The organism is Arthrobacter sp. 35W (assembly GCF_000482545.1).
Lineage (GTDB): Bacteria > Actinomycetota > Actinomycetes > Actinomycetales > Micrococcaceae > Specibacter.
Genome location: NZ_KI519455.1, coordinates 935,980 through 962,088, shown reverse-complemented (window position 1 = coordinate 962,088; position 26,109 = coordinate 935,980). Strand labels below are relative to the sequence as shown.

Genomic DNA, 26,109 nt, shown 5'->3' with positions numbered 1-26,109 from the left:
AATTGTGACGACGCCACGACGAAAAGCGCCCCGGCGGGCTTCCTCTCAGCCGAGGCTCCGGGCGTCGAGGGCGCGGGCCTTGGCCCGGACAATGTCCAGGAACTCCGGCACGATGACCCGGGGGTCGTGCCTGCGCCAGAGCATTTCCAGCGGCAGTGTCGCAGGGGACGCCAGCGGCACGGCGCGCAGATTGGTGGAGAGGTGGCTGGCTGCCGAGTTGGGCACCAGCGAAAAGGCGCGGCCCTCGGCGATCAAATAGGAGCGCGCCCCCACGATCAATGGCGGGCTGACCAGAATCAGCGGAGACAGGCCGCGGTCGGTGCAGATCTGCAGCAGGGCATCGTAGTACTCGGGATTCTGCTCGCGGGGCCACAGCAGCAGGGGCAGATCGCCCAGATCCTGCAGATCAATGGATTCGCGGCCGGCCAGCGGATGCGAGGAACTCAGCGTCACCACCACCGGTTCCCGGGCCAGGACCTCCTGCTCGAACCCGGGCGGGGCGGACAGGAACCGGCCCAGGCCGATGTCCCCGCCCTCGGCCGCCAGCCGAGCCGAAACGTTTCCGGTGTCCACGGGAATGTCTTCAATGCTCAGCTCGGGCAATTGCCTTTCGCACTGGCTCATGACGTCCGGCAGCAGCCGGTTGACGACGCTCGGCGAGGCCACCACGCGCAGCTTCTTCACATGCTGCGGGGCAAACAGGAGGGCCTTCTCCGTCAGGGCGTTTGCGGCCGCGACCAGATTCCTGGCATCGGCCAGCAGCGATTCGCCGGCCGGGGTGAGGTGGGCGGCCCGGGTGGTCCTGTCGAAGAGCTTGACCGCCAGCCCACGCTCCAACCGTCTGATCTCCTGGCTTACCGTGGGCTGGGAGATGTGGATCGACTCGGCGGCCCGCGCAAAGTGCATTTCGGCGACGACGGCGAGGAAGATTTCGATCTGCCGTAACGTGATCTTCATAGGCAAAGACTATCAATTATGATCAGATTCATTCTTGTTTACGCATATTGGGGGCCATAGCTTGGGTACATCGCAGTAATCAACGTCACAACAGAAAGACCCAGCCATGTCCTCCACGCTTGCCACCACAGTCCACGTCTCCGAAGAGGTTGCCGCGGCCGTCGCCGAGGGCCGCCCCGTCGTCGCACTGGAATCCACCATCTTCACGCACGGCCTGCCCCGCCCCCGCAACATTGAGGTTGCGCTGGAGGCCGAAGCCGGCCTGCGGGCCCGCGGCATCACCCCCGCCACCATCGGCGTCTACAAGGGCGTCCCCACCGTTGGTCTGAGCATCGAGCAGATCGAGGAACTCTCCAACGACGACGCCGTCACCAAGGTCAGCCTGCGCGATCTTCCCGTGGCCGCAGCCCTGCGTCTGAACGGCGGCACCACCGTCGCAGCCACGGCCTTCCTCGCGCACGGCGCCGGCATCAAGGTCTTCTCCACGGGCGGCCTGGGCGGCGTCCACCACGGCGCAGCCACCAGCTTTGACGAGTCCGCCGACACCACCACGCTGGCCCACACGCCCATCATCGTGGTCAGTGCCGGGGTGAAGTCCATCCTCGATGTTGCCGCCACGCTGGAGCGCTTCGAAACGCTGAACATCCCGGTGATCGGCTACAAGACCAAGAAGTACCCGGGCTTCTACGTCTCGGATTCCGGTTTCGAGATCGGCTACGCCGTCGACACCGCCGAGGAGGTTGCGGCCATCGCCAACGCCCGCGACGACCTCAAGCTCGATTCCGCCATCCTGCTGGCCAACCCGGTGGCCGAGGACAAGCAGCTCCCGCCCGAGGAGCTCGATGACATCCTGGCCCGCGCCTGGGGCGAGGCGGAGAAGAACGGCATCACCGGCAACGAGACCACGCCGTTCCTGCTGGACTTCATCCAGCGCGACACCCATGGCCGCAGCCTCACCGTCAATGTCGACGTCTACCGCGGAAATGTTGCCCTCGGCGGCGACGTTGCCGCGGCGTTGGCCCGTTAGTTCCGCGTTAGTACTGGAGGTATGACGATGCTTGGTGTGGTGGGAGATCTGGTCGAGGACGTGATCGTGTGGCTCGGGGAACCGGTGAAGCACGGCACGGACAGCAAGGTGGAAATCTTCCACACCCGCGGCGGCAGCGGGGCCAACGTGGCCGGGTTTGCCGCCGCGCTGCATCCGACGCGCTTTTTGGGCTGCGTGGGGGATGACCACGTGGGCCGCTTCCTGGTGGATGAGTTGGGGGGCCGCGGCGTTGACGTGAAGGTCCAGCGCCGCGGCAAGTCCGGCACCATCGTGATTCTGATCGACCAGAACGGCGAGCGGACCATGCTGCCCCAGCGCGGCGCCTCCACCCTGCTGCAGGACGTGCCCGATGAGTGGCTGGACGGTCTGGAAATCCTCCATGTTCCGGCCTATTCCTTCGACGGCGGACCGCTGCAGGACACCGCCTGCGATTTGATCCGGCGGATGAAAAAGCGCGGCGGCAAGGTGTCGGTGGATGCCTCCTCCACGGGAATGTTGACCCACTTTGGTGTGGACGCGTTCCTGGATCTGATGGCGGAGCTGGCACCCGATTTCCTGATCGGCAACGAAAGCGAAGCCGCACTGCTGCAGCTCTCCGACGCCGGCGACGGCGGGGCCAACCTGGCCAGACTGCCCAAGACCATCGTCGTCGCCAAATACGGCCCCGAACCCACGGTGGTGCACATCCCCGGCGGCGAGCGGATGACAGTCCCGGTGCCGCCTGTCGAATGCATCCGCGACCTCACCGGCGCCGGCGATGCCTTCGCGGCAGGATTCCTGGCCGGCTACCTCAAGACCGGCCAGCTGTGGGACGCCTGCGAACTGGGCCATGCCACAGCGGCAAAGGTCCTTGCCTCGCCCGGGGCCTCCATGGCCGAGGCCTGCTGAGCCTTCCTTTCTTCAGCCCTTCCAGCTGCCTCCCTGCCACCCCCATGCCCGATGAAAGGTAGTCACAATGACGTCGACTGCTGCACCGCTTTTGGCTGCACCCAAGAAGATCCGCACTGGCGCGTTGATGGTGGCCCTGCTGGCCGCCTGCACCGCCTTCCAGCTCAATGCCAGCATGCTCAGCCCGGCCCTTGTCGTCATGGCCAGGGAATTGCACACCGATGAAGTCAGCATCGGGCTCTCGCAGACGGCATTCTTCACCAGCACGGCGCTCTTTGGCCTGTTCCTGCCGCGGCTCAGCGACATTGCCGGCCGGCGCAAGATCCTCATTCTGATGATTGCCGGAATGACAGTGGGCGCCGTGATGGCGGCCATGTCGACCAGCATGGAAATGATGTTTGCGGCCCGCGCCGTCCAGGGCGTTTCCGGCTCGATCATCCCCGTCTGCCTGCTGATGCTGCGCACCGAAATCACCGACCGCAAGCAGTACGGCACCATGATGGGCATCGTCGCGGCCGTCAACGGTGGCATCGCCGGCGTGGACGCGTTGGCCGGCGGCTTCCTGGCCACCGCCTTCGGGTTCCGTTCCATCTTTTGGGTGATCACCGGCGTCGGCCTCGTGGCCGTGTACCTGGTGGTGCGCATCGCTCCGGATTCCCGCCCGTCCGCAGGGGTCAAGATGGACTGGCGCGGCGTTGTCCCGCTGGTGCTCGCCATCCTGTTCCTGCAGATGGCGGTGAATGAAACCGGCAAGCTCACCTCCGCCAACTTCGTCCACGTGGGAATCTTCGTGCTGCTGGGACTGGCCTCCGGCGTCGTGTTCTGGTGGCTCGAGACGCGGACCCCCGAGCCGCTGGCCTCCCCGGCCCTGCTCAAGCAGCGCTCCACCTGGGCCATGGTGCTGACCACCATCCTGACCATGACGGGCGTTTTCGCCACCGCCAACGGCGTGGTCATGTCGCTGGCCCAGAACGCCGAGGTTGGCTTCAACCTCCAGGCCGACGCCGCATCCCTGCTCCTGCTGACGCCGTATGCGCTGGTGGGCTGGCTGGTGGGGCCCTTCGCCGGAAAGCTGGCCCCGATCCTGGGCTACCGCACCATCCTGCGCATCGGCCTGCTGGGCAGCATCGTCGGTATTGTGGTCTTGGCCGTGTGGGGCGTCCACTCGATGCCCCTGCTGATTGGCGGCACGGTTCTGCTGGGCGCCACCTATGCCGGCATGGCCAACATCATGCTCAACGGCCTCGGCGTCGTCCTCTCACCCAAGGACAACCCTGGCTTCCTGCCTGGCCTGAATGCCTCCGGATTCGGCCTGGGCGCGGGGCTGAGCTTCGCGATCCTGCCGGCCGTGCAGATGGCCTCCGGCGGAGCGACGCTGGGCGGATACTCATCCGCCATGCTGGTGGGCGCGGCCATCACGGGAGCCGCCTTCCTGATGTCCCTGCTCATTCCCAAGCCCACCAATGCCGAAGTAGAGCACTAACCACAGTGGATCGGCGCCCCCGGAATTCCTCCGGAGGGCGCCGTTCTACATTTCTAAGGACTTTTTCCCATGCAAGTGCGGATGCCCATCGAAGCCTCGGCCACGCTGCTGGCGGCCTCCACCATCTTCATCGGCGGCGCCTCGCTGAATCTGCCAACGTGGGGGATCTTCCTGGGCTGGGCCGCCACCATGCTGGCCGGCGGCCCCTCGCGCTCCACCATCGCAGCGCTGGGGCGGACGCTGGTGGTCGGAGGGTTGTTTGCCCTGGCCACGCTTTGGCTGGAGGGGATGCTGGGATCGGGGCTGGGGCTCCCGGTCTGGGCAGCGGCCCTGGTGTCCATTCTGGTGATGAACCCGGGAATGCTGCTGCTGGGGCGGTGGGCGCCGCTGTCCCTGATCCCGGGGATGTTCATCGGATTCTCCACGGTGCTGGCCACGCACCTGGGCCATTTCGGCCCGGTGCCCGGAAGCATCCTCTCGGTCTTCGTCTGTGGGCTGGCCATGAATCTGCTCGGGATCGGGTTCGCTGCGGTGGCCATGGCCTTGTCGGGTGGGCGGCGCCAGCGTCGCAGTCCGACTGAAACCCAATCGCCCGGCGCGGCGGCGGACCTCCAGCCGGCGGCCGGAGGCTAGCGGGCCTCGACCTGGGGCAGGCCGGCCGATGGATCCAGGACACCGGCGTCGACGAGCCATGAGACGCAGCGCCGGCGCATGGCCACGTTGTGGAAATCGCGCCACTGGCCCAACACCTCGGGGAAGGGGCCCAGTGCGGCGCCGAACCGCCGGAAGGGGTGTTTGGTGCCGAGGGCTTGCTGCAATTGCTGCCGTGCCGGACCTTCCGCCAGATTGGCGACAAACGATTCCATATCCAGATAGCCCTCACTCGGAGGCATCGGATCAATCCTGAGGATCCCCCGCTCGTCGAGGTCCTCCGCCGACTCGCCGAGCTCGTCCTCAACCACCTCGGACCAGTAGCCCACCGACCCCGTTTCCGGGTCCAGCCACCAGAAGCTTTCATGGTCCGTCTGGGATTCGAGGGCCATGGACAGATCTTCCAGATCAACGTTGTCCAGCGTAAGCATGGCCCGTTCCTTTCGTTCCGGGACGCCCCGCGGCACTGGAAGGCCAACCATCCCCAGCATGGTGCCGACGCGGAATCATCCCACCTCAAGCATGTCCGCCGCCTCAAATCCTGTCTAGGAGTACGCGGGTCCAAGGGCGCCGCTGGACGTAGGCTGGGGCCATGGCTGAGGCGGCAGCGCACAACGGCGTCCGATTGACGGTGCGGGTTTCCGGGGTGGTGCAGGGTGTGGGCTTCCGCTACCTCACGGCCCGGAAGGCGCGGGCGCTGGGGCTGGTGGGCGAAGCGGTGAACCGGGCGGATGGCTCGGTGGGCATCATTGCCGAAGGGGCCCGGCCCCAGGCTGCGGCACTGCTTGCCTGGCTGCGATCGCCGGATTCGCCCGGATTCATCGACGCGATCGAGGCGGAGTATGGCCCGGCCCAGGGCGGCTTCGCCGGATTTGGCACCGGCTAGGCTCCGCCGTCCGGGCCGCGCGGTGGCCGCTGGCTCCTTTGGAATTTCCCTGTCCGAAGTGTTGACATCGGACATGGCAACGCAAACAATGTTTACGTTGCCATCACCGCATTTCTGCGGGCGGTGGCGCTTTTCAAGCGCGTCGCCATCCACTCGAGACAGACAGTGAGATCAACAATCCATGGCAAACAGTCTGCGCAATTTTGCCCTCGCCACAGCCCTGGCCGTTGCGTTCACGGCCACCGGACCCTTGGTGTCCTCGGCGGAGGCTGCCGGGGCCCCCATCGCCAAGACGCTCATCGTCGGGATCGACGGCGCCACGTTCGACTCGCTGGGTCCAGCCGACATGCCGCGGCTGGATGGCCTGCGTGCTGCGGGCACCACCGCCGTCAGCAATCTGTACGCCGCGCCCATGTCGGAGACCTGGTCGGGCCCGGGCTGGTCAACCATCGCGACAGGCGTCTGGCCGGACAAACACAACGTGACGGGCAATGCCTTTGGCTCGGCGCACTTCGCCGACTACCCGGACTACCTGACCCGCATCAACGCGGCGGCGCCCTCCCGGGCAACCGTTGCGGTGGGCACCTGGAGCTCCATCACCACCGACATCTTTGGGCCGGGTGTGGACGTGCGCACCGCATTCGCCGACGATGCCGCGACGACGGATTCCGCCGTGCACGCGGTCTCGGACGGCACAGCGGACGATCTCTTCGTCCATTTGGACGACGTCGACCACGCCGGGCACCTCGTGGGCACCAGCGGCGCAGCCTACGGAGCGGCCCTCGCTGCCACGGATGTTCGGCTGGGCCGGATCCTCGACGCGGTCGCCGCGCGCCCATCGAATGAAGACTGGACGATTGCCGTCACGACCGACCACGGGCACACTGCTGCCGGTGGGCATGGGGGCAGTTCGCTGGCCGAGCGCCGGGTGTTCATGGTTGTCGCCGGCTCGGGGATCCCCGCCAATGCCACCCGCCACGACGCCAAGCAAGTGGATCTGGCCCCCACGATGATTGCCGCCGCGGGCGTGGCGGTCCAGCCGTCGTGGGGCTTGGACGGCACTCCCTTGGGCAGCCTGAAGACCGAGGCCTTCGACTCGATGGAATCCGCGCTTGCGCCGGCAGTGGACGAGAGTGGAATCTCCCCGTCGCTCCTCGGCTGGACGAAGACGACGCCGGCTGGCTGGTCGATCGACAACTCTGCAATGCCCGCCGGTGGAGTGGCGGAATGGCGTGGCTGGACCCTCGCCACCGATGACTTCTGGACATCGGCGGAACGGGACCAGGGCCGGGAAACGAACGTCCGTGCGCGGGGCGTCTTCGCCGTCGCCGACTCCGACGAATGGGATGACAAAACGCACGCATCGGGCCAGTTCGACTCAACGCTCGTCAGCCCGGCGTATCCAGTGGCCGGGCTGAACCGTGCGAACCTGGTCTACGCCACCGACTACGCCATCGACGGCCCGCAGTCGGCCACCGTCACTGTCAGCTTCGACACCGGTGAAACGCAGATCCTCAAGGACTATTCCACCGCGGCCAACGCCGTCGAACACCTCTCGTTCGCCGTTCCGGCCGGCGCCCACACGGCCCAGTTCCGCTTCCGGTACACGGGCCAGAACAGCTCGTTCTGGACCGTCGACGCCGTCGGCATCCAGGACCCGATCGAGTCCGCCAAGGTCCGCTACGCGGTGAACGCCGGCGGGCAGCAGAGTGCGGATTGGCTTGCGCTGGCCGCCGGAGCCGCCTCGGGCGGCGGGCTCCTGAACAGTGTTCCGGAGCAGCCCTTCGGGTCCGACGCCGGCACCGGCGCCTCCTGGGGCTACATCAGCGACGGCAGCGGGACTGACGGATCCGCAGGCGGAGACATGTTCTCCACCCTGCGCTATGCGGTGTCGGGCCGCGACCTCGCCTACCGCTTCTCCGGCCTGGCACCGGGCACGTACACGGTTTTCGCCGGATACTCCGACCCTTGGTCCTGGGACGACAGGGGAGCACGGGTGACGATCAATGGCGAAGTGCGCGCCGCCGATCAGGACTATTCATCGCAGAACCAGGCCGTTGCCTACGGAAACGTCGTCGTCGGCGCCAACGGCGAGCTGGCCTTTTCCCTGGCCCGGACGCGCGGATCCGATGTGCAGCTGAGCTGGCTTGTCGTCAGTGCCGCGGACCCGGCGGGTCCCGTGGCACCCACCGTCTCGCTGGCGCCGACCGTCTCGCTGCGGTGCATCGGGAACAAGGCCAATCTGGCGGCGACTGTGCTGAACACCGGCGCCGCCCCCGTCGATGTCACAGTGGCCACGCCCTATGGGTCGAAGCTGTTCCTGGCGGTCAAGCCGGGGAAGAGCGCTTCGCTCGCGCTGAACAGCCGGGCTTCGGTGGTCCCTGCGGGCCACATCACTGCCACGCCCATGCAGGCGGGTGTGCCGGCCGGCGCCTCCACGACAGCGGACTACCCGGGAATCTCCTGCCCATAGGACTGGGCCGCACCCGGCCCGCGGGACTTAACGCACGGCCCCCACGGCGGCACTGGATCAGGTGGTGGTGGCCAGTGCGGCAGCCTCGGCCAGGACCTCCTGGGCAGCCGCCGGATTGACCCGGCTCAGGAGCAGGGCGCTGATCAGCAGCGAGACCAGCAGCCTGGCCCGGGCGGCCAGCTGTCCAGATGCGCCGGCGGGGGAGTCGGCAGCCAGCCCCGCGGCCATGGCCTCGGTGAGCTGGGCGTAGTAGGCGTCGACGACGGCGCGTTGGCGCTCGTCGTGCGCGGCCAGCCCGGCGGCACTGTTCAGCAGCAGGCAGCCGGGGGCGGACCCGGTTTCGGCTGCCGAGGCGGCAACCCATGCGGACATGGTGCGGAAGCAGCCGGCGGCGGCGTGGCTGCCGGGCTGGGCGGTGAGCAGCGGCTCCAGCCGGGGCCGCACCACCGCGTCCAGGTAGTCCTGGACTGCCAGATCGTAGAGTCCACGCTTGGAAGAGAAGGTGTTGTACAGGCTGGAGCGGTTCAGTCCGGTGGCCCGCTCAAGGTCGGCCAGCGAGGTTTCTTCGTACCCCTGGCGCCAAAAGCAGTCCCGCGCGGCCGATACTGCTGCGGCGCTGTCGAAGGCTTGGCTTCGCCCCATGGACCCTCCCGGCGTTGTTTCTGAACCGATCGGTTTTGCAACGGTCTGTCCATTATCGTACATTTGAACCATTCGGTCCAGAATGGTCTGGGCCCCCTTTGGAAGGGTCCACCATGCTCATCGCCGCTTCCGTCTTCGCCGCCCTGGCCGCTCTGGTCCACGTCTACATCTTTGTTCTGGAGTCGCTGCGTTGGACGGCGCCGTCGACCCGGAAGACCTTCGGCACCAGCGAGGCCGATGCCCTGGCCACCAAGGATCTGGCCTTCAACCAGGGCTTCTACAACCTCTTCCTTGGCGTCGTCGCCGTGGCCGGCATCATCGCGCTCGCCGCCGGGGCCAAGTCCGTGGGGGCGGCCCTGATCCTGGCCGGTGCAGGCTCCATGGTGCTGGCCGGTCTGGTGTTGCTGATCAGTTCACCGTCGAAGGCGCGCGCCGCATTGGTGCAGCTGGCATTCCCGGCCATCGCCGTCGTGCTTACCATCCTGGGACTGGCCCTCTGACCCTTGTCGAGGCGGCGTTGCAGGCATAGCGTTGAATCCAGACATTGACCCGCAACAAGCTGGAGGGGATGACCGGAATGGAAATTCACATGTGGTGGCTGGCATTGGATGTCCGCGCCAAGGAGTGGCTGAGGGAGAACCCCGAGTCCGCCTCCCTTCCGCCGGATGTTGCCATGGAGGTGGTGGCCGCCGGCGGCGAGCTGGCCAACGGCACGCTGACCGCCAAGGAGTGGGATTTCATCGAGACCCAGTCCCAGTTCATCGACTAGCTGCCTTAAGAGCCAACCGGGGATGCCGGCGGCAACCAGTGGGCACAGCTGGCCAGTGGACACAATCAGCCATTGGACACAGGATGGGACAATGGAGAAGATGACTTCCCCCGAAAACACCCCTGACGCCCCCGCACACCACCGCACCCGGACCTCCGACGCCATTGCCGCACGGGCCGACCGCGCCGCCAAACACCAGGCCTCCGAGACCCGCCACGCGGAGGAGGCCGAGGCCAAGCGCATCTCCGAGGGCCGCGCCAAGCTGGAGGGCCGCACCCAGGTGCGCCCCACGGCCGAGGGCTGGAAGCAGGCCATGGACGCCGAGGGGCGCCCCAAGCTGGAGTTTGCCTCGCGTCCGCGCGTCTCCCAGCCGCCGCTGCACCTGGCCGATCTGACGCTGGCCGAGCGGGCCGACAAGCTCAAGGAGCTGGGCCTGCCGGCCTTCCGCGCCAAGCAGCTCTCCGTGCACTACTTCCAGCACTACACCACCGATCCCGCGGCGATGAGCGATCTGCCCAAGGACGGCCGCGAGGAGCTGGTCAAGGCCATGTTCCCGACGCTGCTGACCGAGGTGAAGCGCCTGTCCACCGACAAGGGCGACACCGTGAAGTTCCTGTGGCGCCTCTTTGACGGCTCCCTGGTGGAGTCCGTGCTGATGCGCTACCCCGGCCGGATCACGCTCTGCGTCTCCAGCCAGTGCGGCTGCGGCATGAACTGCCCCTTCTGCGCCACCGGCCAGGCCGGCCTGACCCGCAATATGTCCGCCGCGGAGATCCTGGACCAGATTGTCCAGGCCAACCGGGTGATCGCCGAAGGCGGCCTGGGTGGGAAGCGGAAGGACGGCGGGCACGACGCCGAGCGCGTCACCAACATCGTCTTCATGGGCATGGGGGAGCCGCTGGCCAACTACAAACGCGTGATGACAGCCGTGCACCGCATGGTGGACGAGGCCCCCGAGGGTCTGGGCATGAGCGCCCGCAACATCACCGTTTCCACCGTGGGCCTGGTGCCGGCCATCAACAAGCTGGCCGATGAGAACCTGCCCTTCACCTTTGCCCTGAGCCTGCACGCCCCGGATGATGAACTCCGCGATGAGCTGATCCCGGTCAACAGCCGCTGGAAGGTGGACGAGGCACTGGATGCCGCGTACGGCTACTACGAGAAGACCGGCCGCCGCGTCTCCATCGAGTACGCGCTGATCAAGGACATGAACGACCACGGCTGGCGTGCGGACCTGTTGGCCCGCAAGCTGAATTCCCGCGGCCGCGGCTGGGTGCACGTCAACCCGATCCCGCTGAACCCGACGCCCGGATCCATCTGGACCGCTTCCGAGGCCGACGTTACGCGCGAATTCGTGAACCGCCTGATCGACGCGGGCATCCCGACCACGCTGCGCGACACCCGCGGCAAGGAGATCGACGGCGCCTGCGGCCAGCTCGCCGCGGCGGAGTAGCCACAGTGGTTCTTGCGGCGGCATCGCGCGCCCTGGTGCCGCCGTTCCAGGTGATGGACATCCTGGCCCGGGTGGCGGAACTGCGCGCCGCCGGCCGGGACGTCGTCTCCCTCTGCGCCGGTGAGCCGGGCGGCGGGGCACCTGCCGCGGTGTCCGCGGCGGCCGCCGCGTTGCATGCCTCCGGCACGGCGCTGACCTACACGCCGGCGCTGGGCATCGCCCCGCTGCGCGAGGCCATCGCGGTGCACTACAAGCGCTGGTACGGACTGGACGTGCCCGCCCGCAACGTCGCCGTCACCACCGGCTCCTCCGGCGCCTTCATGCTGCTGTTCCTGGCCTCCTTCAACGCCGGTGACCGCGTGGCCCTGGCCCGCCCGGGCTACCCCGCCTACCGCAACATCCTGCGCGCCCTGGGCGTGGACGTGGTGGAGCTGGACTGCGGCCCGGAAAGCCGGTACCAGCCGACGCCGGAGCTGCTCGACGCCGCCGAGCGCGTGCACGGTCCGCTGTCCGGGCTGATGCTCGCCTCCCCGGCGAACCCCACGGGCACCATGGTTTCCCGGGCCGAACTCACCACCCTGGCCCGTTGGTGCGAGGCCAAGAACGTGCGTCTGATCAGCGACGAGATCTACCACGGCATCACCTATCCGGTCCCCGGAGCACCGGATCCGCGCGGCGTCTGCGCCTGGGAACTGGACCCCAACGCCGTCGTGATTTCCAGTTTCTCCAAGTACTGGGGCATGACCGGCTGGCGGCTGGGCTGGGCGCTGGTTCCCGATGATCTGCTGCCAGCGGTGGATGCGCTCGCCGGCAATGTGGCCCTGTGCCCGCCTGCCCCCGCGCAGATTGCCGCGGTGGAGGCGTTCACCGAGGCCTCCTATGCCGAGGCGGAATCGGCCGTGGCGGAGTTTGCCGCCACCCGCGCCGCGTTGCTGGCCAGCCTGCCCCGGCTGGGCTGGGGTGCGGCGGCACCGGCCGACGGGGCGTTCTACCTCTATGCCGAGCTGGGTCCGGCCCTGGCCGGCTTTGCGGATTCCTCCGCCTACTGCGCCGCCCTGCTGGAGGCCGAGGGTGTGGCACTGGTGCCGGGCGGGGATTTCGACGGCGAACGCGGCACCAAAGCAGTGCGGCTGAGCTTCGCCGCCGGCCGGGATGCCGTGTTGGAGGCCGTCGAGCGGATCGACAGGTTCCAGGCGGCGCAGCGCCCGACCGCCTGACCCACTGCGCTTTTTCATCGAGGACGCAGTTTCCCGCCCAGGATGCGTTTATTTCCGCATCCTGGGCGGGAAACTGCGTCCCGGCTGCACAGGTGCCCCGGCCACGGTGGTGTTAGGGCCGGAGTCGTCCGCTAGGAGGCGACGAGCCTGCCGTCCACGATGGCTTCGAGTTCCTGCAGCCGCGGGAGTGCCCGGGTGGTGAGCAGCTGCTCGCGGACCTCCGCCGACACGGCCAGGCTGTCCTTCCAGAGCGAACGGCCGGCCATGGCACCGCCGGCACCGTTTGCGACAGCGATCTCCACCTGCTTGATGAAGGTTTCGTGGTCCACACCGGCGGACAGCACGGCCCACGGCACGCCATCGGCGGCCTCGGTCACGGCTGCGCTGGCCTCGGCGGATCCCGGGTACTGGAGCTTGAGCACCTTCGCGCCGCACTCCACGGAGAGGCGGGCGGAATCCCTGACGAGGCCGGGGAATGCTGCGGCGTAGTCTTCTTCGCTCTCACCGTCGAGGCGGTAGACGAGGATCTCGACGATGAGGAGCAGCCCCTCCGCCGTGCAGGCGGCGACCAGTTCGCGGATCTCATCCGCCACCCGCGAGCCGGCATCCTGGAGGTCGGGGCGCATGTACCAGAGCATCTTCGCGACGTCGCCGCCCAGATCGCGCACCTTCCGCGGCGACATGCCGGGGACGAAGTTGGTGTAGCGCAGGCCGTCAACGGTGTCGAAACCTGAGGCATCGAGGCCGACGACGAGCGCGGTGTCGCGGGCCAGGACACCTTCATCCGAGACCCGGGGGAGCGCAACCTCGGGGTCGAGCAGGATGGCCGGTGCGGCGTTGCCCAGGTAGCGGACGAGGTCCGCCTTGGCGTCGGAGAGCTGTTCGGTGGTGATCGACCCCGGTCCATCCGGAGCGTCGTTCATGACGGCCTTCATGCCATTGCGCTGGTCGGCTGCGACGATGAGCATCATGCCGCCGGGGGTTGAGATGGCTGCCATGCCGCGGCGTTCGAGGGTGGTAAGCGTGTTCACGGTGTTCTCCTACTGTGGATGGTTGTGGTGTATGGGTGGTCTTGGGTGGGCCTAGTGCACGGACTCGCGCACACCAAGGTCCGTGAGGAAGCGCTCGAGCTGCCCGCCCGGAGTCAGCAGCCCGTCGATGCGGATGTGCTCAACGCCGGGTGCACGTGTCACATCGGGGGTCAGGAAGCGCTCCGGCTCCTTCACCTTTTCGAGGTCGCGGTCGGCGCCGCGGAGACGCATGCGGTTCACAACCTCCTCCGGGGGAGTGTCCATCCAGGCCAGATGCACGCGGGCGGCGGGGATGCCCAGGCGGTCGACGAGCCGTGCCCACGCGGCCGGGAAGGTGCGCTCCGAGGTGAAGGGAGCGACGACGACGACGCTGTTGCCCAGCGCGAGATTCTCCCGGGCCGTGTCGAAGAGGCAGGTGTAGCGGATGTCGTTGACGCTGGCGCGCACCGCCGGCTGTGCCGTGGGGACATCGACCAGGAACTCGCCGCCCATGTGTTCAAACAGGGGGTTGGTGAGGGTGTCGAGGTCCAGGATGGCCCAGCGGAGTTCACGCGACAGGTCGTGGGCAAACGTTGTTTTGCCGCTTGCGGGCACGCCGCAGACGATGATGGCCTGGGAGGTGGGTTCTTCGGTCATGAGGGTTTCCGTCCCTTTCGGTTGGGGGTGGGGGGTGCGGCAGTCCTGCCGACGGGACTGCTGTCAGCGGCTGGAGTATCCGCCGTCGATGGGGAGTGCGACGCCGGTGATCATGGCTGCAGCGTCGCTGAGCAGGAACACGATGGGTGCGGCGACGTCGTCGACGGTGGCCCAGCGTCCCAGAGGCATTTGTTCCAGGAACGGTCCACCGATGTCGGGGCGTCCCCAGTGGAAGTTGGACATATCGGTCATGACGACGGTGGGGTTGACGCTGTTGACCCGGATGTTGTGCCGGCCAAGCTCCAGGGCCGAGACCCGGGTGATGTTGTCCAGGGCGGCCTTGGAGGAGCCGTAGGAGATGTGGCCGGGGAGGGCGACCAGGCTGGCCTGGCTGGAGACGTTGACGACGGCACCGCCGCCACCCTGGCGGATCATCGATGGAACGGCGTGCTTGATGACCAGCAGGGCGCCGCGGGCGTTGATGCTGACGACCTTGTCGAAGATGTCGATGTCGGTGTCCTGCGGGGAGGCGATTTCGCCGCCAAATCCGCCGCAGTTCACGATGCCCCACAGCTCGAGCCCCTCCACGGCGTCCCTGATGCTGTCCTCGGACGCCAGATCGAAGGCCAGCGGCTGTGCGCCCGTTTCATCGCAGAGCCCGGCCAGCGAGTCGAGGGTGCGGGCGCTGGCGATGACCTTGGCGCCGGCGGCGGTGAGCTGGCGGACGGTGGCCGCGCCGATCCCGCCGCTGGCCCCAGTGACGAGGATGGTGCGGCCCTTGAAGCCGGTTGTTGGCGTCCGGCCAACGGTGGCCGTGCCTGTTGCTTGTGAATCGTTCAAGGAAATTCCCCCTTGGTTCTGGAATGTGGAAATCGACGATGTGGAGAGGCCCGCAACGGCGCCAGCCGCCCCGGAGCGCCGCAGGGCCGCGTGGGCCTGCCGGTAGGCAGCGGCAAAACGGGCGTTGCTGCCGAGGTCTCCGAAGACCTCGGCAAAGTTCAGGAACGCACCGGGGTTTTCGCCGTCCTGGCGGGCGGCCGCCCGGAGCTGCTCCAGGCGCCGGTCGGTCGTCTCGATCGTTCCGCCGTCGTCGTCGGCACCCGCCAGCGTCCGCGCCCAGGCCGCGACGACGAGGGCCGCGCGGTCCACCGGACCTCCCAGCTCGAGCTGCTCGCGCACCACGGGCAGGAGGAACTTGGGGATGCGCTCGGAGGCATCGACCCGTTGGCGGGCAAGCGTGTCCCGAATGGCGGGGTTGGCGAAACGGTGGAGAAGTCCGCGGCAGTAGGCCTTGATGTCAATGCCGGGCACCGGCTGGAGTGTGGGTGCTGCCTCCGCCTCCATGTACCCGAGGATGAAGCCTGCGAATGCGGGATCGGCGCAGACCTCGTGCACGTGGCGGTGGCCGGCGAGGGCGCCGAGGTGGCTCATCACCTGGTGGCTGGCGTTGAGCAGGCGAAGCTTCAGAAGCTCGTAGGGCTCGACGTCGTCCACCAGCTGCACGCCGACAGCCTCCAGCGGTGGGCGCCCGGCCGCGAACCGGTCTTCCAGGACCCATTGCTCGAAGGGCTCGGCGACCACGGGCCATGCATCGACAAATCCGTAGGTTTGCGCGACGGCGGCCCGGTCGGCATCGGTGGTGGCCGGGGTGATCCGATCCACCATGGAATTGGGGAACGCCACCGTGTCGTTGATCCATTCGGCGAGGGCCGGATCCTTCAGCGCTGCGAACGAGACCAGGGCCTTGCGGGCCACGTTGCCGTTTCCGGCGATGTTGTCGCACGACAGAACGGTGAACGGCTCAACGCCCTGCGCACGCCTGCGGGCCAGGGCGGTTGTGAGAAATCCGAACACGGACTGCGGAATGGAGTCGGGTTCCAGATCGTGGCGCACATCCAATGCCCGGGGATCGAACTCCCCGGTGGCGTCGTTGATGCTGTAGCCGCCCTCGGTGACGGACAGGGAGACGATCCTTGTGGCGGGATCCACCAATTTGCCGATGACGGCGCGGGGGTCGTCGGGGGCGAACAGGTACTCGGTGATGGAACCGATGATCCGGGCATCCTCGCCGCCGCCGGCGTCCCTCAGGACCAGGGTGTAGAGGCCGTCCTGGGCGTCGAGGACATCGCGCATCTGGGCGTCGGAGGGCAGAACACCCACCCCGCAGATCCCCCAGTCGGAGGAGCCGCCGAGGTTCAGGAGCCGGTCGATGAACATGGCCTGGTGCGAGCGGTGGAATCCGCCGACGCCGAAGTGGACAATGCCTGTCCGGATCGAGCGGCGGTCATACGAGGGGGTGGGCAGCCGGCCCGCCACGTCTGGAAGGGCCGCTTCATTCAGGAAAGTCATGTCAGCTCTCTGGTCGGTTTTCTGGGAGCGGGGTCGCCGGGCCGGTGCTGCTGCCCGAAGGGGCGGGCAGCAGCACCCCAAACCCGGGTTCTAGCAGGTGGACTTGTAGACGTACTGGGCACCTTCAGCGGTGAGGTTCGCCGCCGTGATCTGCTTGAACCCGGTTTGGATGTCCTTCTCGGTGGATTCGCCCTTGATGGCCTTGAGGGCCTGCTCGACACCCTGGGTGCCGATGGACGCCGGCTCCTGGGCAATCAGGGCCTGGACAACGCCGTCCTTGAGCTGCTTGACCTGGGCCGGCCCTGCATCGAAGCCGACGATCTTGACCTGGTCCTGCTTGCCGGCCTGGCGGATGCCCGTGGCCGTTCCCTCCGCTGCGAAGGTGTTGGCGGCGAAGACGCCAACAATGTCGGGGTCCTTGGCCAGGGCTGCGGATACCAGCCTGGCCGCTTCCGCCGGATCATTGTGGCTGTACTGCACGCCCAGGTAGGTGAAGGCGGAGTCCGCTTTGGCGCCCTCCTCGAAGCCGGCGACGCGGGCATCGGCCGTGGAGATGCCGGGGTCGGTGGAGATCACCAGGACCTTGCCGCCATTGGGATTGAGGCCTTTGATGGCCTTGAAGGCCTCAAGGCCGCCGCCCTTGTTGTCGGAGGAGATCGCCGATGCGGCGAATGCGGGATCCTGCACCGTCGTGTCCACCAGGACGACCTTGATGCCGGCGGCGGCAGCGGCCTTCAACGGAGCCTGCATGGCGGCGACGTCGGTCGGTGCAATGAGGATGGCGTCCGGCTTGGCTGCCGTGACGGAGTCGACGATGGGCTTTTGCAGGGTTGGGTCGAACTTCGCGGGTCCCTGGGTGTTGACGGTGGCACCGGCGCTCTTGGCCGCGGCGTCGATGCCGCATCCCATGCTGACGTAGAACTCATCGCCGGCAACGCCCTGGATGAAGACGAGCTTGGGGGCGGCTCCCGCGGCGCCTCCAGCGGAGGCGGTGCCGCCGGAACAGGCAGTGAGGGAGGTGGCGGCAAGGATGCCGGCTGCGAGCAGGGTGAACCTAGGGGTCAACTTCATTGTGTAGCTCCTGTTTCTTGCTTGCTGTGATGGGGGTGGGGGAAATCAGCTGGATCGAAGGCCGAACAGTCTCTTCCTGCCTTCGGTCTTGGAGGAATGGCCGCGGGCCGCCGCCGCACGCCGTCGTTGGTCGACATACACGGCGGCAACGAGGACGGCGCCCACGGCGACCTGCTGCCAGAAGGGCTGGACGCCGACGATGACGAAGCCGTTCTGCAGCACCGCCGGGATGAACAGGCCGACGACGGTCCCGAAAATGGTGCCAACGCCGCCGAAGAGCGAGGTTCCGCCGATCACGACGGCGGCGATCACATTGAGGTTCGTCGCGGACTGCCCGGCAATGGCGGTGGTCCCGTACTGGGAGAGGGAGAGGATGCCTCCCACGCCGGCAAGGGCGCCGGAGAGGGCGTAGATGGAGATCAGCTGGCGGTCCACCTTCACGCCAACCCGGCGGGCGGACTCCTCGCTGGATCCCACGGCGAAGGTGTACAGGCCGAACCGGGTCTTGTGCAGCACCACCGCGAAGACCAGGATCAGCGCCAGCGCGACCAGGGAGATCGTCGGCAAGGTGGTGCCTGGAACGTTGCCGTAGCCGATGGTGTCCTGGAGGACGGCGGGGACCTCGCGGATGTCCACGCCGCCGGTGATGACCTGGGCCAGGCCCAGGGCCGCGCCGAGCGTTCCCAGGGTGACGATCAGTGGCGGCACCTTTGCCTTGGCAATGAGGATGCCATTGAGGAGTCCCCAGCCAAGTCCGCAGCCCACGGCAACGAGGATGCCGACGGCGGCCGTCCCCCACCCCGCATCGCCCATGGCCTGCATAACCTTGGCCGCAACAACGCCGGAGAAGACCAGATTGGACCCCACCGACAGGTCGATGCCGGAGGTGACGATGACAAACGTCATGCCGATGCCCAGAACACCAAGGATCGAGACATTCTGGATGATCTGGCGGACGTTGCCCCAGGTGGGGAACACCTCGGGAGCCAGCGCCGCGAAGACCAGGAAGATGGCCAGCAGAACGAGCAGAATCTGGAACGACTGGACCTGCATCAGCTGGCGGAGGGAACTCGTGCGGTCCGGGGTTCCGGCGGTGCCTGCCGTGAGGGGTTTGACTTGGGTCGTCGTCATGAGTGTGCTCCATCAAGTGCGCCGGTCATCGCGCCGACTAGTTCTTCCACGGTTGTTTTCTTGGCCTCGTAGGTGGCCACGCGGCGTCCAAGGCGGAGGACCTGGACGCGGTCGGCGACATCAAGCACGTGCGGCATCGAGTGGCTGATGAACACGACGCCCACGCCCTTGTCCCGGACGCGGCGGATTGTTTCGAGCACGTTCTTGGTCTGCACAACGCCCAGGGCCGCCGTCGGCTCGTCCAGGAAGATCACGCCCTTGGCCCAGGCCACGGCCCGTGCAATCGCAATCGCCTGCTTCTGGCCGCCCGACATGGCGCCGACGGGATCCGACAGGCTGCGCACTGTGGCACCCAGCTCATCAAAGGCCGCCCGGGATTTGGCACGCATCGACTTGTTATCCAGAAAGCCCAGCCGCCCCTGGAACCCGGGTTTGGGGATCTCCCGGCCCAGGAACATGTTCTGGGCGGCGTTCAGGTGCGGGGCCAGGGCAAGATCCTGGTATACGGTTTCGATGCCGAGGCTGCTGGCCTGGGTGGGCGAGTTGAGGTCAACCTCGCCGCCGGCGAAGAGGATCGAGCCCGAGTCCAACGCGAGGTTTCCCGACAGGGCCTTCACGAGGGTGGATTTTCCGGCGCCGTTGTCGCCGATCAGGGCAACGACCTCGCCGGCGTGGACATCGAAGTCGGCGCCATCCAGAGCGCGTACATTGCCGAAACTGCGGGTCAAGCCGCGGGCTTCAAGAACGGGGATGGTTGTCATGGTGCAACACCTGTCAGCTGGTACGGGACGGTTTCCTCGGCCCCCGCCAACCGGGCGGGGACACTTCGTTGTGGTCTCACGTGGGGTTCCTCTTCGTTCAGGCTTGTACGAAAGTTTTCAGACTGTGGGAGTGGTCCAGCTCGATGATCAGATCCGCCCGCCCGCGGGTGGCATGAACGACGTCGGCATTGCGCTGGTCGCTGCCCAGCGCCCAGGCCTGGGCCTGGGCATGCGGTTTCCCGAAGGATTTGTGGCGCCGCAGCAGCCGGAGCTGCCGTTCGTCGTTCCCGACATCCAGGTACCAGACCTCATCAAGCTGGCTTCTGGCCTCCCGCCAGCCCTCGGCGTCCAGCAGCAGATAGTTGCCTTCGGTGATGACCAGCGGAACCTGGCGGGGGACCGGAACCGCACAGCCGATGGATTCCTCCAGGCTGCGCTCAAAGACCGGAGCGTAGACCACCGGTTCCGCATTGGCCTTGAGCCGGCGCAGCAGGTGCGCGTAGCCCCACGGATCGAAGGTGTCCGGAGCGCCCTTGCGCTCCAGCGAGCCGTGGGCGGCCAGGACCTGGCCGGCAAGGTGGAATGCATCCATGCCGACGAGGGCCACCTGGCTGCCCAGTGCGTCCGCAATGGCCTGGGCCACCGTGGACTTGCCGGCCCCGGGTGCCCCCGTGATCCCCAGGATGCGCCGTGTTCCGCCGGAGGCCAGAGTGCGGGCCCGGCCAACGAGCTCAACCAGTGTGGACCTGCGGTGTTGGACGTCCTGGGCGGGACCGGAGTTCCCGTGTTCGGTGCTGTTCATGGTGCCTCCTCCGTTCGTCGTGCTGCGGTGGAGAAGCTCTGCTGCTGCACCATTGAAGCTCTGTCTGGATCACGTGTGGAAAGCCAGGAATGGGGGTCTGAACCTGCCCCGGCGGGCTTCGGTGTGACCCGCATTACAGCAATCTAAAGGCACCATGTCATCGATGTCAAGGAGATTTCAGAATTCCATGACATCGATGACATGACTTGCTTGAAGTTACGGTAAACATCGGGCAGGATGGGGTGGGCGGTTGATTGTCACCGGTGACATCCCTCGGGGGATGCCAATCCGGCCGGTCGAGCCAGCAGGCTGATCCCAGTGGACGATGAAGGAGCCGAATAGTGACGACCATGCAGGACGTGGCCACGCGCGCCAAGGTGAGTGCCAAGACGGTGTCCAGAGTGTTCAATGACGATCCGCACGTCACGGAGGACACCCGGCAGCGGGTGCAGTCGGCCATGCGTGAACTCAAGTACGTGCCGAACATGATGGCGCGCACCTTCCGCGAGGGAAAATCGGCCGTCATCGGCATAGCCGTGCCCGACGTCGCGGATCCCTTCTTCGCTGCCGTGACGAAGGGCATTGAACTGGCGGCGCGCGAAAACGACATGGCCATAGTCGTCACCAGTCTGGGGGACAACCCGTCCCTGGAGCAGAGCATCATTGAGACGACGGTCCGCCACCAGATCGGCGGGCTCATCATGGCGCCGATAGCCGATGACCAGTCCTACCTGGCCCGCTGGCAGGACAGTTTCCCCATCGTCTTCATTGACCGGGCACCGAGCAAACTCAACGCGGACTACTTTGTCGAAGACGATTTCGGCGGAGCCTTTGACGCAACGCAGCACCTCATCGCGCATGGCCACCGCCGGGTCGCAATTGTCGGCGACTCAACGGAGGTGCCCACCACGCGGCTGCGCTTCCAGGGGTACCTGGCCGCCTTGGACGCCGCCGGCATGGAACACTCCGAGGAACTGATTGCGCTCGGGTCGCGCGACGCCGACGCCGCCGCCCAGGTCTGCCAGCGGCTGCTGGCCCTGCCCGATCCGCCCACCGCCATCTTCTCCTCCAACGCACGGTTCTCAACGGGCGTCTTCCCTGCCCTTCAGCGAATGGGCAGAACCGACATCGCACTCATCAGCTTCGGCGACTTCCCGATGGCCGATGTCCTCCAACCCTCGGTGTCGGTCATCGACCAGGATCCGCGGCACGTGGGGCGTGTGGCCGCCGAACGCATCCTCGCCCGGATTGCGACGCCGGCCAAGAGGTTCCGGCGGAAGAACGTCCTCTCGGTCAAGCTGATCGAACGCCAGTCCTGCCAGCCGGCCCCTGCCGTGGCTGTGCCAGTTGCTGCACCCTGATCCCCTCGACGACGGCGGACCCGGCGGGCTGGTCGGGTTCGCCAAGGCTGCCCGCGTCCCCTCAGGCTTCGGTTTCCTGGACCGGTATGGGAACGTCGACACGGACCGTCCCACCGCGTGTTTTGTCACCGCCCGGATGACCTATTGCTTCAGCATCGCTGCCTTGCTCGGCCTCCCGGACGTCCGCAGCCATGCGGCCCACGGGGTTGCCTGCCTGTCCGGTGCCTTCTGGGATGAGGAATGCGGCGGCTGGTTGGGGTCCCTGGCGGGAACGCCGTCGTCGCAGCGCAAGCGCGCCTACGACATCTGCTTCGTTGTGCTGGGAGCCTCCGCCGCCGCTGCGGCCAGCATCCCCGGCGCCAACGAGTTGATGGCAAAGGCGGCCGAGACACTGGCGAACCGATTCTGGTCCGAGGACGCCGGGGCCCTGGTTGAATCCTGGGACCGGGGGTTTGGCGAACCCGAACCGTATTGGGGAGCCACCGCCAATATGCATGGGCTTGAGGCGATGCTCGCACTCTACGGCCAGACCCGGGACATGGTGTGGCGGGATCGTGCGCTGCGGGTCGCCGACACCTTTATCAATCTGCGGGCCCGTGCGGCGGATTGGTGGCTCAACGAACACTATGGGCCGGACTGGACGCCGCTGCCGGACTTCAACCGGAGCAATCCCGGCGACGAATTCCACCCCTACGGCATGACGATAGGCCACCTGTTCGAATGGAGCCGCCTGCTGCTCCAGCTCGAATCGACGTTTGACGTGGCCCCATCCTGGCTGCGGGAGGCAGCCTCCGGCCTGTACGAAACGGCCGTGCAGCACGGCTGGGCCGTGGACGGACGGGACGGCTTTGTGTACACCGTCGACTGGGATGGAGTGCCCGTCGTACGGGACCGCCCGCACTGGGTGGCGGCCGAGGCGATCTCCGCTGCCGCGGTGTGGTCCACCCTCACGGGCAACCCGCGGTACGTCGGGCACCTTCAAACTTGGAGCGCGTACGCCCAACGCCACCTTGTCGATGCGGAGCACGGCAGCTGGCACCATCTCCTGGACCCGGACAACCGCCCGAGCTACTCCATGTGGTCCGGAAAGCCGGATGTCTACCACGCGCTGCAGGCGGTCCTGCTGCCCGGCCTGCCGGTCGCGGAAAGCACCGCATGCGCCATCACTGCAGGTTCCACCCCAGGCTGAGGGAACAGTGCCTTCATCCGGGACGCAGTTTCCCGCCCAGGATGCGTCCATTTCCGCATCCCACGCGGGGTGCTGCGTCCCCGCTGCACACAAGGGGCCCCGGCCGCGGCACGTGTCGTAGATCCGGCCCCTTACGGGTTGGCAGCCGGAGCCTTACGCTGATGCTGATGCCAGCTTCCGTTCCGTGGACCCGGCATCCTGGATTGATGGGAGGGAGCGGAAGTGGCACGTCTGGGAATCGTCGCGGAAATGGGCAGCGAGACACGGGTGGCGGCGACACCGGCCACCGTACGGCAGCTATTGGCCCTGGGCTACGAGGTCGTGGTGGAAAAGGGCGCGGGGGAGTCCGCGTCCTTCCCGGATGACGCTTACACCGCGGCGGGGGCCCTGGTTGTCGGCCCCGACGAGGCATGGGCCAGCGACGTGGTGCTGCGGATCAATCCGCCCTCGGAGGATGAGATTGGCAGACTGGCCGACGGCGCCACGCTGATTGGGATGCTGAGCCCGGGGCTGCGGCCGGACCTGGTGGAGGCCCTGGCGGCGCGCCCCATCACCGCGCTGGCCTTGGATGCCGTGCCGCGCATCTCCCGGGCGCAGTCGATGGATGTGCTGAGCTCCATGGCCAACATTGCCGGGTACCGGGCCGTCATTGAGGCGGCGCATGAATTTGGCCGGTTTTTCACGGGGCAGGTGACGGCTGCCGGCAAGGTGCCGCCCGCCAAGGTGCTGGTCGCGGGCGCGGGGGTTGCCGGTCTGGCCGCGATCGGAGCGGCCAGCAGCCTCGGCGCGATCGTGCGCGCGACGGACCCGCGGCCCGAGGTGGCCGACCAGGTCAAGTCCATCGGCGGGACCTACCTCAAGGTGGAGGCCGCCGAGGAGATGGCCTCCGCGGACGGGTACGCCAAGGCCACCTCCGAGGCCTACAACCGGCGCGCGGCGGAGATCTACTCGGAGCAGGCCCGCGATGTGGACATCATCATCACCACGGCCCTCATCCCGGGCAGGCCGGCGCCGAAGCTGTTGACGGCCGAGGACGTGGCGGCCATGAAACCCGGCAGCGTGATCGTTGACATGGCCGCCGGGCAGGGCGGCAATGTGGAGGGCTCGGTGGCCGGGGAGCGCGTGGTCACGGACAACGGCGTCGTGATCCTGGGCTACACGGACCTGCCGGCGCGGCTGCCCGCCCAGGCATCACAGCTGTACGGAACCAATATGCTGAACCTGCTCAAGCTCCTCACGAAGGCGAAGGACGGCCAGCTGCGGATCGACTTCGACGACGTGGTGCAGCGGTCGGTGACGGTGGTGCGCGACGGCGAGAAGACCTGGCCCCCGCCGCCGGTCCAGGTCTCGGCGGCGTCCGCTGTGAAGAGCGCCGCCGCCGGCGAGGGCCAGCGGCCAAGCGGCGGTGCGGCGGCAAAGAAGGGTCCCAGCCGCGGCGGCAAGGCCGCAGTGATTGTTGGCGGCATCGCCGTCCTCTTCGGCATCAACGCCGTCGCCCCGGCTCCGCTGCCGCAGCATTTCACTGTCCTGCTGCTCTCCATCGTGGTGGGGTTCTACGTCATCGGAAAGGTCCACCATTCCCTGCACACCCCGCTGATGTCCGTCACCAACGCCATTTCCGGGATCATCGTCGTCGGCGCCCTGCTGCAGGTCACCTCGGGCAACCTCGCCACGCAGATCATTGCCGCCGTCGCGGTCCTGTTGGCCAGCATCAACATCTTCGGCGGCTTTTCCGTCACCCGGCGCATGCTGGCCATGTTCTCCAAGGGGGACAAGGGCCATGACTGAGCGCCGCACGGGAAGCTGCCGGACCACCACCGAGGAGGACACCAGTGCCTGATGCCGTTTCCAGTCCTCTGACCGCGGAGTCCATCGCGGGGGCTTCCTACATTGTGGCCGCCCTGATGTTCATCCTCAGCCTGGCCGGCCTCAGCAAACACGAGAGCGCCCGCGGCGGCATCATCTACGGCATCGCCGGGATGGCCATGGCCCTGGCGGCCACCATCTGGCTCACCATCCAGGGTGCCTGGGGTTCGGACCAGGTCCAATTGGGACTGGTGCTGCTGGCGGTGGCCATGCTGGTGGGCGGTGCCATTGGATTGTGGCGGGCCCGGGTGGTGAAGATGACGGGCATCCCGGAACTCATTGCCCTGCTGCACAGTTTCGTGGGCCTCGCCGCGGTGCTTGTCGGCTGGAACGGCCATCTGGCAGCCCCGGAGCTGCCCGCGGACCTGGCGGCCATCCACCACGCGGAGGTGTTCATCGGCGTTTTCATCGGGGCTGTGACCTTCACCGGATCGATCGTGGCGTTCCTGAAATTGTCGGCCCGGATGAAGTCCGCTCCGCTCATGCTGCCCGGAAAGAACGCGATCAACCTCGGCGCACTGGCCGCCTTCGTGGCCTTGACCATTTGGTATGTCAACGACTCCCAGGTGCGGCTGCTGGTTGCCGTCACCCTGCTGGCCCTGGGACTGGGCTGGCACCTCGTGGCGTCGATCGGCGGCGGTGACATGCCCGTGGTCGTGTCCATGTTGAACAGCTACTCGGGCTGGGCCGCGGCCGCCGCGGGGTTCCTGCTCAACAATGACCTGCTCATCGTCACCGGTGCCCTGGTGGGATCCTCCGGCGCCTATCTGTCCTACATCATGTGCAAGGCCATGAACCGGTCCTTCATTTCCGTCATTGCCGGAGGCTTCGGCATCGCAGCCCCCGCCACGGGCGCCGCGGCGGAGCAGGGGGAGCACCGGGAGATTTCGGCCCAGGCCACCGCCGAGCTGCTGTCCAACGCCGCGAGCGTCGTCATCACCCCGGGCTACGGCATGGCGGTGGCGCAGGCGCAGTATCCCGTGGCCGAACTTGCCCACCAGCTGCGGGAGCGCGGGGTGGACGTCCGGTTCGGCATCCACCCGGTGGCCGGACGGCTGCCGGGCCACATGAACGTGCTCCTCGCCGAAGCCAAAGTCCCCTACGACATTGTGCTGGAGATGGACGAGATCAACGAGGACCTGGCCGGGACCTCGGTGGTTCTTGTCATCGGCGCCAATGACACCGTCAACCCCTCCGCTGCTGAAGACCCCTCCAGCCCGATTGCCGGCATGCCCGTGCTCCGGGTCTGGGAGGCCGAGAACGTCGTCGTGTTCAAGCGGTCCATGGCCGCCGGCTATGCCGGAGTGCCGAACCCCTTGTTCTTCCGGGACAATTCCCAGATGCTCTTCGGCGACGCCAAACAACGCGTGGAGGACATCCTGCGCGCCCTGCGGTCCTGAGCAAGGGCCCACGCCCGCGAGGGACCCGAAGCGAGCGCAGCGAGC

24 protein-coding genes are annotated in these 26,109 nt (G+C 67.2%); 14 read left to right on the top strand and 10 right to left on the bottom strand.

Annotated features, from left to right (window positions below; genetic code table 11):
- Nucleotides 1–45: 45 nt before the first annotated feature.
- Nucleotides 46–957 carry a LysR family transcriptional regulator gene (locus K254_RS0116525; RefSeq protein WP_026556305.1) on the bottom strand — a complete coding sequence of 304 codons (912 nt, stop codon included), beginning with the start codon at nucleotides 955–957 and terminating at the stop codon, nucleotides 46–48.
- 106 nt (nucleotides 958–1,063) lie between these two features.
- On the opposite strand from K254_RS0116525, the gene K254_RS0116520 reads away from it, so the two are divergent.
- From K254_RS0116520 to K254_RS23735, 4 genes are all read left to right on the top strand, one after another.
- Entirely contained in the window at nucleotides 1,064–1,984 is a 921-nt protein-coding gene (locus tag K254_RS0116520; RefSeq protein WP_026556304.1) for a pseudouridine-5'-phosphate glycosidase, read from the top strand.
- 21 nt (nucleotides 1,985–2,005) lie between these two features.
- Nucleotides 2,006–2,893, top strand: a complete 888-nt coding sequence (locus K254_RS0116515) for a carbohydrate kinase family protein (protein WP_231391884.1) — start codon at nucleotides 2,006–2,008, stop codon at nucleotides 2,891–2,893.
- A 67-nt stretch (nucleotides 2,894–2,960) separates the two neighbouring features.
- Nucleotides 2,961–4,376, top strand: coding sequence for a uridine transporter UriT (uriT, locus tag K254_RS0116510; RefSeq protein ID WP_051389310.1), 1,416 nt, complete (start codon nucleotides 2,961–2,963; stop codon nucleotides 4,374–4,376).
- Nucleotides 4,377–4,457: 81 nt separating this feature from the next.
- Complete coding sequence (locus K254_RS23735; RefSeq protein WP_051389309.1) at nucleotides 4,458–5,009, top strand: DUF1097 domain-containing protein; 552 nt, start codon at nucleotides 4,458–4,460, stop codon at nucleotides 5,007–5,009.
- Here K254_RS23735 and K254_RS0116500 read toward each other — a convergent pair.
- Nucleotides 5,006–5,458: a UPF0158 family protein gene (locus K254_RS0116500; RefSeq protein ID WP_026556301.1), complete on the bottom strand. Its 453-nt coding sequence runs from the start codon at nucleotides 5,456–5,458 to the stop codon at nucleotides 5,006–5,008. The genes K254_RS23735 and K254_RS0116500 overlap by 4 nt on opposite strands.
- Nucleotides 5,459–5,619: 161 nt before the next feature.
- On the opposite strand from K254_RS0116500, the gene K254_RS0116495 reads away from it, so the two are divergent.
- Together K254_RS0116495 and K254_RS25465 are read left to right on the top strand one after the other, a co-directional pair.
- The gene (locus K254_RS0116495) at nucleotides 5,620–5,913 is read left to right on the top strand and encodes an acylphosphatase (RefSeq protein ID WP_026556300.1); all 294 of its coding nucleotides are present in this window, start codon (nucleotides 5,620–5,622) and stop codon (nucleotides 5,911–5,913) included.
- A gap of 181 nt (nucleotides 5,914–6,094) precedes the next feature.
- Nucleotides 6,095–8,386, top strand: coding sequence for an alkaline phosphatase family protein (locus tag K254_RS25465; RefSeq protein WP_081710201.1), 2,292 nt, complete (start codon nucleotides 6,095–6,097; stop codon nucleotides 8,384–8,386).
- Between the two features lie 57 nt (nucleotides 8,387–8,443).
- Here K254_RS25465 and K254_RS23725 read toward each other — a convergent pair whose 3' ends face one another.
- Nucleotides 8,444–9,028, bottom strand: a complete 585-nt coding sequence (locus tag K254_RS23725) for a TetR/AcrR family transcriptional regulator (protein ID WP_035750271.1) — start codon at nucleotides 9,026–9,028, stop codon at nucleotides 8,444–8,446.
- Nucleotides 9,029–9,141: 113 nt separating this feature from the next.
- Between K254_RS23725 and K254_RS0116480 the strand changes: the two genes are divergently transcribed.
- The 4 genes from K254_RS0116480 (at nucleotide 9,142) to K254_RS0116465 (ending at nucleotide 12,467) form a co-directional block, all read left to right on the top strand.
- A complete protein-coding gene (locus K254_RS0116480) occupies nucleotides 9,142–9,528 on the top strand; it encodes a DUF1304 domain-containing protein (RefSeq protein WP_026556299.1) in 387 nt (128 codons plus the stop codon).
- A gap of 77 nt (nucleotides 9,529–9,605) precedes the next feature.
- Nucleotides 9,606–9,797: a hypothetical protein gene (locus K254_RS0116475; RefSeq protein ID WP_026556298.1), complete on the top strand. Its 192-nt coding sequence runs from the start codon at nucleotides 9,606–9,608 to the stop codon at nucleotides 9,795–9,797.
- Nucleotides 9,798–9,897: 100 nt separating this feature from the next.
- Nucleotides 9,898–11,250, top strand: a complete 1,353-nt coding sequence (gene rlmN, locus K254_RS0116470) for a 23S rRNA (adenine(2503)-C(2))-methyltransferase RlmN (protein ID WP_026556297.1) — start codon at nucleotides 9,898–9,900, stop codon at nucleotides 11,248–11,250.
- 53 nt (nucleotides 11,251–11,303) lie between these two features.
- A complete protein-coding gene (locus K254_RS0116465; protein WP_081710327.1) occupies nucleotides 11,304–12,467 on the top strand; it encodes an aminotransferase class I/II-fold pyridoxal phosphate-dependent enzyme in 1,164 nt (387 codons plus the stop codon).
- Nucleotides 12,468–12,598: 131 nt separating this feature from the next.
- Here the strand turns inward: K254_RS0116465 and K254_RS0116460 are convergent, their stop codons facing one another.
- From K254_RS0116460 to K254_RS23705, 7 genes are all read right to left on the bottom strand, one after another.
- Nucleotides 12,599–13,498: a tagatose-bisphosphate aldolase gene (locus tag K254_RS0116460; protein WP_026556295.1), complete on the bottom strand. Its 900-nt coding sequence runs from the start codon at nucleotides 13,496–13,498 to the stop codon at nucleotides 12,599–12,601.
- A 51-nt stretch (nucleotides 13,499–13,549) separates the two neighbouring features.
- On the bottom strand, nucleotides 13,550–14,134 hold the full coding sequence (locus K254_RS24940; protein ID WP_026556294.1) for an AAA family ATPase: 585 nt from the start codon (nucleotides 14,132–14,134) through the stop codon (nucleotides 13,550–13,552).
- Between the two features lie 63 nt (nucleotides 14,135–14,197).
- A complete protein-coding gene (locus K254_RS26000) occupies nucleotides 14,198–16,483 on the bottom strand; it encodes an SDR family oxidoreductase (RefSeq protein ID WP_196810985.1) in 2,286 nt (761 codons plus the stop codon).
- A gap of 90 nt (nucleotides 16,484–16,573) precedes the next feature.
- Nucleotides 16,574–17,554, bottom strand: coding sequence for an ABC transporter substrate-binding protein (locus K254_RS0116445; protein ID WP_026556293.1), 981 nt, complete (start codon nucleotides 17,552–17,554; stop codon nucleotides 16,574–16,576).
- 45 nt (nucleotides 17,555–17,599) lie between these two features.
- Nucleotides 17,600–18,685: an ABC transporter permease gene (locus K254_RS23710; protein WP_051389308.1), complete on the bottom strand. Its 1,086-nt coding sequence runs from the start codon at nucleotides 18,683–18,685 to the stop codon at nucleotides 17,600–17,602.
- Nucleotides 18,682–19,446 (bottom strand): ATP-binding cassette domain-containing protein, encoded by a 765-nt coding sequence (locus K254_RS0116435; protein ID WP_026556292.1) that lies wholly within the window; start codon nucleotides 19,444–19,446, stop codon nucleotides 18,682–18,684. The genes K254_RS23710 and K254_RS0116435 overlap by 4 nt, the downstream gene beginning before the upstream one ends.
- A 97-nt stretch (nucleotides 19,447–19,543) precedes the next feature.
- Entirely contained in the window at nucleotides 19,544–20,248 is a 705-nt protein-coding gene (locus K254_RS23705; RefSeq protein WP_051389307.1) for a nucleoside/nucleotide kinase family protein, read from the bottom strand.
- A gap of 350 nt (nucleotides 20,249–20,598) precedes the next feature.
- On the opposite strand from K254_RS23705, the gene K254_RS0116425 reads away from it, so the two are divergent.
- The 4 genes from K254_RS0116425 (at nucleotide 20,599) to pntB (ending at nucleotide 26,064) form a co-directional block, all read left to right on the top strand.
- Entirely contained in the window at nucleotides 20,599–21,609 is a 1,011-nt protein-coding gene (locus tag K254_RS0116425) for a LacI family DNA-binding transcriptional regulator (RefSeq protein ID WP_231391949.1), read from the top strand.
- Nucleotides 21,596–22,798 carry an AGE family epimerase/isomerase gene (locus K254_RS23700; protein WP_196810984.1) on the top strand — a complete coding sequence of 401 codons (1,203 nt, stop codon included), beginning with the start codon at nucleotides 21,596–21,598 and terminating at the stop codon, nucleotides 22,796–22,798. Before K254_RS0116425 ends, K254_RS23700 begins: the two co-directional genes overlap by 14 nt.
- 222 nt (nucleotides 22,799–23,020) lie before the next feature.
- Nucleotides 23,021–24,586 (top strand): Re/Si-specific NAD(P)(+) transhydrogenase subunit alpha, encoded by a 1,566-nt coding sequence (locus K254_RS0116415; RefSeq protein ID WP_026556290.1) that lies wholly within the window; start codon nucleotides 23,021–23,023, stop codon nucleotides 24,584–24,586.
- Nucleotides 24,587–24,630: 44 nt separating this feature from the next.
- On the top strand, nucleotides 24,631–26,064 hold the full coding sequence (gene pntB, locus K254_RS0116410) for a Re/Si-specific NAD(P)(+) transhydrogenase subunit beta (RefSeq protein WP_026556289.1): 1,434 nt from the start codon (nucleotides 24,631–24,633) through the stop codon (nucleotides 26,062–26,064).
- Nucleotides 26,065–26,109: the final 45 nt, after the last annotated feature.